The sequence below is a fragment of the Neobacillus sp. CF12 genome (assembly GCF_030348765.1).
Lineage (GTDB): Bacteria > Bacillota > Bacilli > Bacillales > Cytobacillaceae > Neobacillus.
On sequence record NZ_JAUCEU010000007.1, the window covers coordinates 4,937,675 to 4,952,299 of the forward strand.

9 protein-coding genes are annotated in these 14,625 nt (G+C 40.3%); all 9 read left to right on the forward strand.

Annotated elements, in window-relative coordinates; genetic code table 11:
- Window positions 1–16 precede the first annotated feature (16 nt).
- Genes QUG14_RS23510 through QUG14_RS23550 form a run of 9 tightly spaced genes read left to right on the forward strand, consistent with a single transcriptional unit; the run spans window position 17 to window position 14,621 of the window.
- Window positions 17–2,446 carry an alpha-mannosidase gene (locus QUG14_RS23510; protein WP_289342874.1) on the forward strand — a complete coding sequence of 810 codons (2,430 nt, stop codon included), beginning with the start codon at window positions 17–19 and terminating at the stop codon, window positions 2,444–2,446.
- Window positions 2,447–2,448: 2 nt separating this feature from the next.
- Window positions 2,449–3,120 (forward strand): class II aldolase/adducin family protein, encoded by a 672-nt coding sequence (locus QUG14_RS23515; RefSeq protein ID WP_289342875.1) that lies wholly within the window; start codon window positions 2,449–2,451, stop codon window positions 3,118–3,120.
- Complete coding sequence (locus tag QUG14_RS23520) at window positions 3,117–4,391, forward strand: four-carbon acid sugar kinase family protein (protein ID WP_289342876.1); 1,275 nt, start codon at window positions 3,117–3,119, stop codon at window positions 4,389–4,391. Before QUG14_RS23515 ends, QUG14_RS23520 begins: the two co-directional genes overlap by 4 nt.
- Before the next feature lie 26 nt (window positions 4,392–4,417).
- Window positions 4,418–5,047, forward strand: a complete 630-nt coding sequence (locus QUG14_RS23525) for a D-sedoheptulose-7-phosphate isomerase (RefSeq protein ID WP_289342877.1) — start codon at window positions 4,418–4,420, stop codon at window positions 5,045–5,047.
- Window positions 5,044–6,021 carry an ROK family protein gene (locus QUG14_RS23530; protein WP_289342878.1) on the forward strand — a complete coding sequence of 326 codons (978 nt, stop codon included), beginning with the start codon at window positions 5,044–5,046 and terminating at the stop codon, window positions 6,019–6,021. The genes QUG14_RS23525 and QUG14_RS23530 overlap by 4 nt, the downstream gene beginning before the upstream one ends.
- Before the next feature lie 33 nt (window positions 6,022–6,054).
- On the forward strand, window positions 6,055–8,208 hold the full coding sequence (locus QUG14_RS23535) for a Sip1-related alpha-galactosidase (RefSeq protein ID WP_289342879.1): 2,154 nt from the start codon (window positions 6,055–6,057) through the stop codon (window positions 8,206–8,208).
- A 20-nt stretch (window positions 8,209–8,228) separates the two neighbouring features.
- Window positions 8,229–11,354: an FAD-dependent oxidoreductase gene (locus QUG14_RS23540; RefSeq protein WP_289342880.1), complete on the forward strand. Its 3,126-nt coding sequence runs from the start codon at window positions 8,229–8,231 to the stop codon at window positions 11,352–11,354.
- A 31-nt stretch (window positions 11,355–11,385) separates the two neighbouring features.
- On the forward strand, window positions 11,386–12,729 hold the full coding sequence (locus QUG14_RS23545; protein WP_289342881.1) for a GH1 family beta-glucosidase: 1,344 nt from the start codon (window positions 11,386–11,388) through the stop codon (window positions 12,727–12,729).
- A gap of 8 nt (window positions 12,730–12,737) precedes the next feature.
- Entirely contained in the window at window positions 12,738–14,621 is a 1,884-nt protein-coding gene (locus tag QUG14_RS23550; RefSeq protein WP_289342882.1) for a beta-N-acetylhexosaminidase, read from the forward strand.
- The last annotated feature ends 4 nt before the right edge of the window (window positions 14,622–14,625 follow it).

Consider the following 14,625-nt stretch of genomic DNA (forward strand, 5'->3'; position numbering starts at 1 on the left):
ATTGGGGTTTTAGGAAATGAAAGATAAAACATTTCATATGATTGGTAATGCTCACTTAGATCCAGTTTGGCTTTGGCAATGGCAAGAGGGATTCCAAGAAACAAAAGCCACTTTTCGTTCAGCCTTGGACCGAATGAAAGAATATGAGGATTTCATTTTCACCTGTAGTTCAGCAGCGATGTTTGAATGGGTAGAAGAAAATGATCCGGATATGTTTGCTGAAATCAAAGAACGGGTTAAAGAAGGGCGCTGGCGAATTGTTGGCGGCTGGTGGATTCAGCCAGATTGCAATATCCCTAATGGTGAATCATTTGTACGACAGGGTCTATACGGCCAGCGTTATTTTCAAGAGAAATTTGGTGTAACAGCTCGTGTTGGCTACAATGTTGATAGTTTTGGTCATCACGGCATGCTTCCACAAATTCTAAAGAAAAGCGGAATGGACTCTTACGTTTTTATGCGGCCTGCACCAAATGAAAAAGGTCTTCCTAGCAGGCTCTTTTGGTGGGAATCAGATGATGGCACACGTGTAATGGCGTTCCGAATTATGCAGGAATATAATTCATGGGGCAAAGAGCTTGATCGAATTGTCCATCGAAGTAAAGGTGAGTTCAAAGGCAACGTCAATGACCTGATGATTTTCTATGGAGTTGGAAACCATGGCGGAGGACCAACCAAGGAAAACATTGAGAGTATCTACCGGTTAAATGAGGATGCAAGTCTTCCTAATCTAATAATCTCAACACCTGAAGAATATTTTGAAAAAATGAAAAATACAAATGATTTACCTGTTGTTCATGATGATCTGCAGCACCATGCAAGCGGATGCTATGCTGCCCATTCTGGTGTCAAACAATACAATCGTAAAGCAGAAAATATCGTGATGACAGCTGAAAAATATTCAGGACTAGCTTCTTGGTTAACAGGACAGCCGTATCCAGTTGAATTCAAACGGGCTTGGAAAAATATCTTATTTAATCAATTTCATGATATTTTAGCAGGTACGAGTATTGAGCCTGCCTATGAAGATGCAAGGAATTTATATGGTGAAGCGATCGCGATTGCTGACCGGGCTTTAAATAATGCAGTTCAATCGATTTCATGGAAGATCGATATCGAACAAGATGAAAGAATGAAACCAATTGTTGTATTTAACCCACATGCATGGGAAAGCAAAGTGAATGTAGAAATTGAAATTGGCGGCTTTAAATCAACCTCTGTTTTAGTGGATGATCAAGGTAATGCTGTTCCATTTCAAACAGTTCAGTCACAAGCAACAGCAGGGGGTCGCTGGCGCTTAAACTTTTTAGCTGATTTACCGGCAATGGGATATCGTGTGTACAAGCTTTATACTGAACTAAGCAGCGTTACACCAGTGGGTGAACCAATTAATGTAAGCCAATACTCCATGGAAAACGACCGTTTTAGAATCGAGTTTGATCCGGAAACCGGTTGGATTAAGAGTCTATTTGATAAGCAAGTAGAGCATGAAGTTTTTTCGGGTCCTGCAGCAATACCGATGGTCCTAAATGACAAAACAGATACTTGGAGCCATGATACCCTCCATTTCAACGATATATTAGGCGAGTTTAAAGCGACGAAGATTTACCTAGCAGAGCATGGTCCAGTTAAATCTGTGATTCGGGTGAAAAGTGAATACGGGCGCTCTATATTGATTCAGGACTTCACCATGTATCAAGAGAAAGACCAGATTGATGTGAATGTTACTGTTGATTGGCGCGAAAAGTTCAAGATGCTGAAGCTTGTTTTCCCAATCAATTCAATCTTTAGGAAACAAACATATGAAATTCCATATGGAACAATCGAGCGGGAGCATAATGGCGAAGAGGAACCGGGTCAAAGCTGGGTGGATGTAACGGGTGTTCGTCCAAACCACGAAGGCGTATATGGTTTGAGTTTGATGAATGACGCAAAATATAGTTACAGTATCCACAATAAGGAGCTTTCTTTAACGGTATTACGCAGTCCAATTTATGCTCATCATGATCCACTTGTTCCAGAAGAGGACGGGGAATATACGTTTATCGACCAAGGAATTCAGCGCTTTGAATACTCGTTACTTCCACATGAAGGCAGCTGGGAAGATGCGGAAACAGTGAAAAGAGCAGCGGAATTGAATTGTAAACCAATTTCTATTATTGAAACCTTCCACAAAGGTTCATTACCACAAACAGATTCATATGTGAACGTAAGTGGTGCAAATCATGTGCTTATTAGTGCGATCAAGAAAGCAGAAGACAATGAAGATTTGATTATTCGCGCTTATGAAACGAATAAAGTCGCAGCCGAAGTTGAAATCACTTTGCCTAGATTTAATCGTTCCTTTAAGGCATCCTTTAAACCTTCAGAAATCAAAACCTACCGAATCCCTAAAGATAGCGAAAATCCAGTTAGGGAAACGAATCTAATTGAATGGGATGAGTAGAAATGGTCATCGATAAGAAGCTGCTAGAACTAAAAAAACAATTGCAGGAAACAGGGAAATTCATGATGGAAAATGACCTTGCCTGGGGAAATTCAGGGAATATCAGTGCTAAAACGGAGGACAATTCGTTCCTTATAACGGCAAGCGGGACTTATTTAGGCGATTTAGATGTAGAAGATTTTGCCGAATGCTCTTTAGAAGTTAACGAGATTCCTAGTTTAGGTCCAAAGCCTTCGAAAGAAGTCCCAATGCACCAAGCAATCTATGAAACTAGGCCTGAAATTGGTGCAGTACTCCACGCCTCACCTTTATATAGTACGCTCATCGCTTCTTCCAATCTCGACATACCTGCCGCATGGTTTGTTGAAGGGATGTATTATTTAGAACGGATTGAACGTGTCCCGTATGCACATCCTGGATCAATTGAATTAGGAGAACTCGTTCGAGAAAAGGCGAAAAACGCCAACATTCTTTTATTAGAAAACCATGGAGTCCTTGTTTATGATACAAGCATAAAGGAAGCGAAAATGGCATTGCAAACATTAGAAATGGCATGCCGCATGCTTATCATCTCCCGCAACGCCGGTTTCGTTCTTCAAGAGCTTTCGGATAATGAGATACACAGCTTTCTTCATGATTCAGGATATAAGCCGCGAAGGAAGTGGGGAAATTGATTGGAATTGTTGCGGATGATATTACAGGAGCAAATGATATTGGAATTATGTATGCGAAAGCAGACTGGCAGACAGATGTCTATCCTTACCCATTTTCACAAACAAAAATGGGAACGTTCCTACCAGAAGTATTAATCATCGATACGAATTCTCGTCTCGATTCCTATAATGAAGCCTATGAGAAGGTTTTTTCGAGCACAATAAATCTTCAGTTACTTGGATGTGAACAATTTTTTAATAAAACATGTTCGGTTTTTCGTGGAAATATTGGTGCTGAATTTGATGCGATGCTGGATGCGCTTGAAAGTGAATTTGCTGTCGTTGTACTTGGTTTCCCGAAAAACGGAAGAACCACGATAAATGGACAACATTATGTCCATGGAAAAAAATTAGCAGATTCTGAGTTTCGTCATGATCCTGTACATCCGATGCACGACTCTAACTTGGTTGAAATTTTACAAGCACAAACAAAGAGAAAAGTAGCCCTTGTGGAAGTCGATATCATTGATCAAGGCAGCGAAAAACTTAAACAAGAAATTGAACGCATGCGTACAGAGTGTAATTACTTGCTGATTGATGTTAGGGACCAGTCATCTTTACAAGTCATTGCAAGAGCCATCAAAGAGGAAAAGATTATCTGCGGGGCATCAGGCATTGCGGAAGAATTAGCGCTCGAAATGAATCCAGGTCAAAAGGAAGAACAATCTATTCAGATTCCAAAATTAGATACAGGGGTACTATGTGCCGCTGGCAGTTTAATGCCACAGACCTTTAAGCAAGTGGAAGAGATGAAGAAACGTGGACTTCCAGTATTGGAATTGGAATCACGTCTGTTGTTTTCTGGGCAAAAGGAAGCCCATAAAGAGGAGCTTATCACGAAGCTCGTCACTTACTTAACAAAGGGTGAAGATGTGCTGGTGCACTCTTCAAATAACCCTGATGTTGTGAAAGAAACAAAACAAATTGCCGCAAGTTTAGGGTTTTCGAATACGGCCGTTTCAAGGGTCGTATCTGAATCATTAGCGTTTGTAATCGATGAAACGGTAAAACGGACTAATGCTAATCGCCTGTTAATAGCAGGTGGTGAAACCTCTGCTTCTGTCTGCAGCAGGCTTGGAATTGAAGGTCTTCGAGTCTGGAAGGAAATTGAACCCGGTCTTCCCTCATGTATGAGTTTAAATAAGCCATCAATGATGCTTGTCTTAAAATCAGGCAGTTTCGGGAGTCCTGATTTCTTTGCTAAGGCGATTGACCACCTTAAGGAAAATTAATGAAGATATTAATAGGGGATGTCACGATGAATGCTAGATTAGAAAAACTAACTGAAAAATATCCAGAGTTACTAGAATGTCAGAACAGTATTATGGAAGCTTTTAATGCGATTAAAAAGTCCTATGAGGCAAATGGAAAACTGCTGCTTGCTGGAAATGGGGGCAGTGCAGCAGACTGTGAGCATGTCGTCGGTGAATTAATGAAGGGATTTATGTCGAAACGGCCTTTACCTCAAACAATCAAAGCAAAGTTAAAGGAAGCTGCAAATGGCAGTGACTATCTTGGTGAGAATTTGCAGGGGGCACTCCCTGCTATCTCGCTTGTCAGCCATTCGGCACTGATGACAGCCTTTGCCAATGATGTTGCTCCTGACATGGTGTTTGCTCAACAGGTATACGGTTACGGAAAACTTGGCGATGTCTTCATGGGCTTTAGTACTTCAGGTAATTCCAACAATATTAACCATGCTGTAAAAGTTGCAAAAGCGCTTGGACTAACAACAATCGGATTCACTGGTAAAAGTGGCGGAGCTTTAAAAGAGCTTTGTGATATTACCATTTGTGTTCCTTTTGATAGCACACCGGATATCCAGGAAAGACATCTGCCTATTTACCACACCCTTTGCATCATGCTTGAGGAGGAGTTTTTTGGATGAAACCCGTTCTAGCAGGTTTAGATATCGGTGGAACAAAGTGTGCCGTAGTAGTAGGTATTGAAGATCTGCAAGGAATTCAGATTATAGCAAAACAAAGTTTTCCTACTCCTGATACACCCGAAAAAGCGCTCACAAAAATGATGGACGGATTAGAGAAAATTTTGTTAGAGCAAGAAGATCTTGTCTTAACAGCGATTGGAATAAGCTGTGGCGGCCCGCTTGATAGTAAGAAAGGGATCATCTTATCGCCTCCCAATTTACCAAACTGGGACCGGATTGATGTATTAACACCGCTAAGGGATCGTTTTCAAGTCCCTGTTTCGGTCCAAAATGATGCCAATGCCTGTGCGCTGGCTGAGTGGAAGTGGGGCGCAGGAATAGGCACGAACAACATGGTCTTTCTAACATTTGGAACAGGAATGGGTGCAGGTTTCATATTGGATGGACGCTTGTATACCGGTACAAATGATATGGCTGGCGAAGTCGGCCATGTTCGTTTGGAACAGCGCGGTCCAATCGGATACGGGAAGGCCGGATCATTTGAAGGCTTTTGCAGCGGCGGCGGTATTGCCCGTTTAGCTCAAATGATGGTTAATGAGTGGTTCAATCAAGGAAAAACGACCGAGATTTGTTCTTCAAGGGAAGAAATTGCTGAGATCACAGCCAAAACGGTTGCTGAGGCTGCAAATGCTGGGGACGAGCTGGCCAATCAGATTTATCAAGTAGTCGGGCAGAAGTTAGGGAGAGGCTTAGCTCTATTAATTGATATGCTTAATCCCGAAAAAATTATTATCGGCAGCATTTACTTGCGGCAAGAAGCTTTATTAAAACCAATCGTGATGGAAGAACTGCGAAAAGAAGCCCTTCCTTTCTCGCTCGAGGTTTGCGAGGTTGTTCCTTCAGGGTTAAAAGAAAGTGTTGGTGACCTAGCATCTCTCTCTGTTGCTAAATATGCACTTGAAATAGAAGGGTAGGTCCAGACCAAAATAGACTAAAGGGGTCATACTATGTTTCAATTCGATAAAAAACAAGACGTGCTAGATTGTCTATACCATAATCAGAGGATATTATCAGGAATTCAAGTCTCGGTAAATCTTGATTCTCACTCTACTTTATCTTTAGATTTCAAAACTGCGGAAGAGAATACTGTAGAAGATGATCGCAGCACTTATAAGGAATATAGTTATCATTATAGTGATGATTTGGAAACGGTAACGGCAGCCTTAACATTCCGCTGTTATGGTTCGTTTATGACAACATTTGTAAATGCATCTATTAAAAATGATGAATTGTTTAAAAAACAAGCTTATTTTACACCACAGCAAGCAATTACCATTACGATTACTAACCTTATGGAAGAGTATCAGGCAATGGCAAACTATCAACATAAAGATTGGTGGACACGTCCATTTTTTACGAACAACATTAAGGAAATCCCTGAACGAACACAATCCTTACTTTTAAAAAATGATAATAGTTATTTTCATCTGCTTCCTGTTTGTGATAAAGAAGCGAGGACAGATTTAATCGGAACCGAAACGGGCTTGCAGATTTCTGTTTCTCCATTTCATGGCGGCTATGACCAGATTTGTACCTTTGCCTTTATTTTTGGAGCATCAAAAGATCCTTTCCAATTAGTAAATGACAATGTAAAGACTGCTTCTAGTTTCTGTGGTCAAAGTGTCTTGCCTAGAGAGGAAAAGAGCTATCCAGAAATTTTGGATTATTTAGGCTGGTGCAGCTGGGATGCCTTTTATCATGCGGTAAATGAGGAAGGAATTCTCACGAAAGCAGAAGAATTGCAGCAAAAAAATCTCCCTGTTAAATGGATGATGATTGATGATGGCTGGTCAGAGGTAAATGGAAAAAAACTACAATCCTTCGATGCTGATCAGGAGAAATTCCCTAATGGATTATCAAGTACTGTATCCACACTTAAGCAGAAGTTTGGAGTGAACTGGGTAGGTGTTTGGCACACGCTTGCAGGATATTGGGAAGGAATTGCACCCGATAGTTCTTTAGCCAAATCTTTAGAGAAGCATTTATACCAAGCGAAAAACGGCAGCTTAATCCCATCACCTAACGCGGAAGAAGGCTTTGGTTTTTGGCATGCATGGCATTCAAAGCTGAAAAAAGATGGAATCGATTTTGTTAAGGTAGATAGTCAAAGTGCCATTACAAACTTTATGGCTCATAACCAGTCAGTCGGTGAAGCTGCAAGCGGAGCTCATACAGCACTCGAAGCCTCTTGTTCTTTACATTTTAATAATACGGTTATTAACTGTATGGGAATGGCTGAGGAAAATATTTGGCATCGTCCTTACTCCGCTGTTTCACGGAATAGCGATGATTTTGTCCCGCAAGAAATGAATGGTTTTAAAGAACACGCGCTGCAAAATGCCTATAATTCTTTTTACCACGGTGCCTTTTATTGGGGCGATTGGGATATGTATTGGACGAAAAACCATGATGACCAGCAAAATATGATTTTGCGCGTCATTAGTGGTGGACCAATTTATTTCAGTGATGCTGTTGATGCCACGAATCCAGAAATGATTTGGCCGTTAATCTACGAGGATGGCCGAATTATACGCTGTGACCAGCCTGGAGTGCCAACAGAGGATTGTTTATTTATAGATCCATTCAAAACGAAGGTGCCGCTAAAAATTTGGAATTCAAGTAAAGGTGTAGGTGTAGTCGCTGCTTTTAATATTTTTGAAGGAAATGAAATCGTTAGAGGTTCTATTGGGCCAAATGATGTGACTAATTTAGCAGGTGATGAGTTCATCCTTTTTGATGTCTTAACAAAGAGACATTGGAAGCTGAAAAAAGAAGAACGGATCAATATAGAATTAGCCGAGAATGGAAGTGCTATATACCTCCTGATTCCAGTAACAGGTTCAATTACTCCGATTGGGCTTATCAATAAGTTTATTTGTAATCATGCAATTATAAATAGTTGGAACACAGAGTCTGGTTTGAAGCTAACGTTAAAAGAAGGCGGAGTCTTTGCATTCTTGTCTAAAGGACAACCATTAAAAGCAACCGTTAACGGTGAAGTGGTACCGATCGAAACGTATTCTGTTAACCAGCATATTTATACGATTGATTGTCAAACCATTGATGGCGAAGTGCTTCTAGAAGTAGAAGTAGCGGACTAAGGTGAAGGTGGTAATGCAATGTGAAAAAACTTCAATTGCCTGCCGGTGATATTCCTATTTTAGCAGAAGTCGATGTCGTCATAATCGGTGGATCCTTTGCAGGTATTGCATGTGCATTGCAATTTGCTAAGCAAGGTAAACGTGTAATGCTGGTGGAATCAAGAACTTATTTAGGCAGCGAACTGACAGCTACACTTAGCCCTTGGGTCGAGCAATCTCAGTTATCAAGAACACAGTTAATCGACTCATGTATAAATACATGTGGGAAACCAGTTCAGAATGGAAATATGATTATTTTTCAAATGGATCAATTGAAACTACATCTTGAGGACCTATTATTTGATGCTGGTGTCGAATTATTGTATAGTTCACTGCCAATCACTATCACTCGCTTTGAAGCTAATTGGAATGGATTGGTGATTGCCAATAAATCAGGACGGCAGCTGATTCGGTGTAAAGGAATTGTCGATGCAACGGAAACTGCTATCACTACCTTTTTAACCGGAGAAGTTTTGAAATCTGCCGATGAAAAAGAGCAGAGATTCTATAAGCGAGTTTTAGAGTTTACAAATGTCCAAGAGATTGACCAAGCGGAAATAGCAGTTCCAACAGACTTAAACATAAAGGAAAATAAGATTAACCTTTATCATGGCTATCATGAGAATGGTCATGTCTATGTGGAATACGAAATATGCTTAGAGGCTGAAAACAGTTTAGAAGGAAATCGGATTCGTGAAACAATCGCCCAAAAACTAGGAATCTTGCTTAGTGAGTATTTAATTCAAGAGGTCCCAGCGTTCAGTAAAGCGTTGTTATCTGCAAGTTCATATGAATTAAAGGGTCCATATTGTATGGACAAAGAGACTGCTCCAAATTTTTATCTTGAAAAATTAGCAGTTAACCATCCCAACGTGTGGAGTTTTTATAAAGACCTATATAAAAATAATAATACGAATTGGCTTGATCCAGTAAAGGCAGCAGCCTTTGGCGAACAGTTTGCGGAATTAGTAACTGATTTCTCAATGACAAATCAGCAGGTCATTCAAGTTAAAGGTGTTACTTCTGAAGGCATTGCTGAGTATGAAGTGAGAATTCCGGTTGATTTTTTAGAAAAGAGTCTTGATTTTGGGAACGTTCCCACTCAAGAGGTCTTCCTTTCTAAAAGAGCCCAGGTGCTTGTTGCCGGCGGCGGCTCTAGTGGTGGTGCTGCGGCGATTGTATCTGCAGAGGAAGGAATGAACACCATCCTTGTTGACCTCAATCCTGGACTTGGGGGAACAGGTACATTCGGTGGAGTTGACAGCTATTGGTTTGGGAAGCGCCATGGTTATGCGGAGAAGATAACGAAACTCGTCCATGGTGTCCAGAAAAGAATTAACTATAAGGGCCATAAATGGAATATTGAGGCAAAAAAGTATGCGCTGTTAGAAACAGCAGACTTTTTAGGAATTGAAATGCTGTTCAATACGATTACCTTTGGAGCGATTACAAAAGGAACGCGTGTATGCGGCAGTATGATTGCAACAAGATGGGGAGCTTGCTCCCTATTAGCAGACTGTGTGATTGATGCAACCGGTGATGGTGATCTTGCAGCTTTTGCAGGGGCAGAATTTGTCTATGGTGCTGCTCGTGATCACGTTACGATGTGGTATTCTCTGGCTCAATATAACAAACCGGGAAAATTACAAAATAATTTTACCAGTATGGTAAATGTGTCCGATGTACAGGACTACACAAGAGCAATTCTCTCAGGAAGAAGAAGATGGAGTGTAGACGTTAATGGCTGTCATGATCACGGAATTTATGTAGCTCCTCGTGAAAGCCGCCATATCATTGGTGATGTAGTGATGAATATGAGTGATCAATTGCTGCAACGGAGCTGGCCTGATGTTATTAATATTCATTTCAGCAACCATGATATGAAAGGGATTAGCGAGGCAAACTGGTTACATACTGGTTTCATTCCCCCGAACCTTGAAATCGAAATACCCTACAGAATGCTGTTACCAAAAGGGCTAGATGGGATTTTAGTGGTCGGTAAAGCAATATCTGCTACACATGATGCACTGCCTGCGATTCGAATGCAATCAGATTTAGAAAATCTCGGTGGGATTGCAGCATTAGCGGCTTCGATGGCTGTGAAGGAAAATAAATTTCCTAGACAAATAGAGTATTTGATTTTACAGAAGAAAATCGTGAAAGAGGGCTTGATTCCTGAACATATTTTGACAAGAACTTGTGAGCCCCTTCAATATTCTGATGAGCAATTAGTAGCACTGATTGATTCCATTGAGGTGGACGAACCTCTCTATGAATACTCGAATATGCGGATGAATGAAATCTATCAACAACGAATACCATTTGTTGAAATTTCTACAGTGGGGAAACGCATCATTCCTTTCCTTGAAAAAGCATACGCGGGAGCAGAAGGTACTCGTAAGGTGCGAATCGCTCAAGCATTAGCCATGTATGGGTCACCAACTGGAGTACCAACCTTAATCTCAGAAATAATAAACATGCTTCAAGGGGAACAGCTTCCTAAACGGACAGCGGATATATTATATGTTACGATGCCGCCTGACCATGGGGCAATGCCAGATGTATGTTATTTACTCTATTCATTAGGATTAACAAGAGATAAACGGTCTATTAAGGTTTGGCAGCGAGTGGCTGATTTACTAAATCCATCTGAAGAAGACTTTACAGATAAAATGTGGGGGATTTTTTACTATATTCATGCGCTTTGTGTTGGTGCTGAAAAATTAGGTGTTGTGGATGCAGTTCCATTCCTTAAGCAGCTGCTATCAATTCCAGCTATAAGCAATCAGTATTGTTATGAGGGTCATCAAGCAGACTTTTTCTTAGAAAGAAGAGCCCTCCTTGAATTAGCTATCGGAAGGGCATTAGCACGGTGCGGCAGTTCTGAAGGATATGAAATATTAATTAACTATCTTGATGATGTACGTTCCTTACTAAGTAAGCAGGCATATACAGAATTAAAACGATTAAGCGGACTCGGCCATAAAAAAGACCAAAAAAGGTGGAGTGAATGGCTAAAGAAGAATTTGAATCGTCTCCACCCTCAACCATATATCCTAATTACGGATCAGGCTATCGAAAATGAAGCCATCTCAAGAAGAATATAAATGGTTATGTAAGAAAGGGGTTAAAAAATCCATGGCAATCATTACTTTTCCTAAAGATTTTCGCTTTGGCGTCTCAACAGCATCCTATCAAATTGAAGGTGCCTATAACGAAGATGGCAGAGGTATGTCTATATGGGATACCTATAGCAGGATTCCTGGTATGGTCCTAAATGGTGACAATGGTGATACCGCTTGTGACAGCTATCATCGTATGGATGAAGATATTGCATTATTAAAAGAATTAGGTGTTAATACCTATCGTTTCTCCATTGCATGGCCAAGAATTTTTCCAAACGGCCGAGGAGAATTCAATCAAAAAGGGCTAGACCACTATCATCGGTTTGTTGATAAGCTATTAGAAAACGGAATTGAACCACTTTGTACCATCTATCACTGGGATTTGCCGCAGGCACTTCAAGATGAGGGCGGCTGGAAGAATCGCCAAACAATTGAGGCATTTATTGAGTACTCCGATTTATTGTTCCGTGAGTTTTCAGGAAAAATTAAATCTTGGTTAACGATTAATGAACCTTGGTGTGTTTCCTTTTTAGGATATTTCGTTGGCGAGCAGGCTCCAGGGGAAAAAGACCTCCAAACTTCTCTTGATGTTGCCCATCACCTTTTGCTGGCACATGGACGAGCTGTAAAGCGATTTAAAGAACTTGGTATTCCTGGAGAAATTGGTTTTGCGCCAAATGTTACATGGTATGAACCATTTAGCAATCGACCAGAAGATATCGAGGCTTGTAAGCGAATCTCAGCATGGTTTATGGAGTGGTTTTTAGACCCTGTATTTAAAGGAAGCTATCCGCAAATTTTAGTAGATTGGTTTGCAAAAAAAGGGGCAAAAGTAAATATTCAGGAAGGCGATATGGAAATCATTTCGCAGCCTACCGATATTTTAGGAATCAATTTTTATACTGGAACGGTATCGCGATATAAAGAAGGAAATGGAACGTTTGATTGTGAACATCTTGATGGTTTATTTGATAAAACCGACATCGGGTTTACCATCTATGCGGATGCCTTTTATAAGGTGTTGATGGATATAAAAAATAAATATGGCGATGTACCAATCTACATCACAGAAAATGGTGCCACTTATAATCAGGACCCAGTCGAAGGTCGTGTTTGTGATGATAAACGAATCAAATACTTAAAGCAGCACTTAACACAGATTAGTCGTGCGCTATCATCCGGTGTGAATTTAAGAGGCTACTGTATTTGGTCATTGATGGATAATTATGAATGGTCTTATGGCTATAGTATGAGGTTCGGTCTTGTTCATGTGGATTATCATACATTGAAGCGAACGAAAAAAGATAGCTATTTCTGGTACAAGAAACTGAATCAAAACCATTGGTTTGAATTGTAGGTGTTACGATGAATATTAATTTTAGTGGTGATTTGCAGGGGCTTGAACAAGGAATAGAGATTATTTGTAGAGAGCTGGGTATTCAGCTATCGAAAGATGGAATTCCTATCCGTGTGGAACAACTAACGGGTCCATTAATGGCTGGCTGCCAGAAAGACCATGGAGTAATCCGCTATCAAGAAAAAATTCACTTTTTTCGTGCATTAGGATTGTGGCTGCAGGAGTTTAAGGAAAGTAATCAATTTGAAATAACTGAAGAGCCACAATTTAAAACAAATGGTGTTATGGTGGATTGCTCGCGTAATGCCGTAATGACCGTAGACGGGATTCATACCCTTTTACGAAAAATGGCTTTAATGGGTTTAAATATTGTCATGATGTACACAGAGGATACCTTTACTGTTGAGAAATATCCATATTTCGGTTATATGCGGGGCCGATATACCGAGCAGGAATTACAAGCATGTGATGACTATGCACATCATTTCGGCATTGAAATGATTCCATGTATTCAAACACTCGCCCATTTAACAGAGGCACTGAAATGGAATTATGCAGCAAAAATAAGAGATACCGCTGATATTTTATTAGCAGATAGTGATGAAACCTATGAATTTATTGAAGAGTTGATAAAAGCAGCCTCCCGACCATTTCGAAGTAAGCGTATCCATATTGGAATGGACGAAGCTCACCAGCTTGGCTTAGGGAAATATTTGGAGGAGCATGGATATCAAAAACGCTTTGATATTATGAATAAGCATCTTCACAGGGTGGTATCACTTGTTGAAAAGTTGGCCTTAAAACCGATGATTTGGAGTGATATGTATTTTCGACTCGGTTCCAAATCAGGAAATTACTATGATTTAAATGCTAACATCCCAGAAGACGTTATTGAATCTATGCCAAAAAATGTTCAATTTGTTTATTGGGACTATTATCATACGGATGAAGAATTTTACCGAACATTCTTGAGAAAACATAAAGAATTTGGTTCAGAGCCGATCTTCGCCGGGGGCGTATGGTCATGGAATGGCATTGCTCCGAACTATGGAAAAACAATCGTTACCACGAATGCGGCTTTAGAAGCTTGTAAAAAAGAAGGAATCCGTGAAGTATTCGCAACCATGTGGGGCGATAATGGATCAGAAACACATCCATTTACCGGATTGGCTGGCCTGCAGTTGTTTGCCGAACACGGATATGCTAGTGAAGTGAGTCAAGAGAAATTAGCCAAGCGGTTCAATTTTTGCATCGGCGGCAATTGGGATGACTTTCTTACTTTAAATGAATTCGATGAGACACCTGGTGTTTCAAAGGATAACCTGCATGAATCACATCCATCTAAATTTTTGTTATGGCAGGATGTTTTACTCGGTTTATATGATGAGAATATTCGTTCCTTGCGGTTAAGTGAACATTACGGAAAATTGGCTTCACGCTTGGAAAAAGCGAAAGACCGGAATACAAGCTGGGCAGAGATTTTTACTTTTTATACTCAGTTGGCTCATGTATTGAGCATTAAAGCAGACATAGGAGTCAAATTAAAGTGTGCCTTTGATCAAAATGATAAACAGAAATTAATACATCTGAAAGATGAACTGCCAATATTACGAAATCTGGTCGATGATTTACGTAAGCTTCACCGTTGTTTATGGTTTTCAACAATGAAACCTTTTGGCTGGGAAATCATTGATATCCGCTACGGAGGAATACTCTCACGATTAGAATCTGCAGAGTATCGAATTAACCAGTGGCTAAATGGTGAGATTGATAGGTTTGAAGAGTTAGAAGTCGAAAGGCTCAACTACGATGCACCATGGATAATGCAAGAAGGTGCATTAGGAAGAAATTCGTACCACCGGATTGTAACTGCGGGGACATTTTCCGGATAAATAC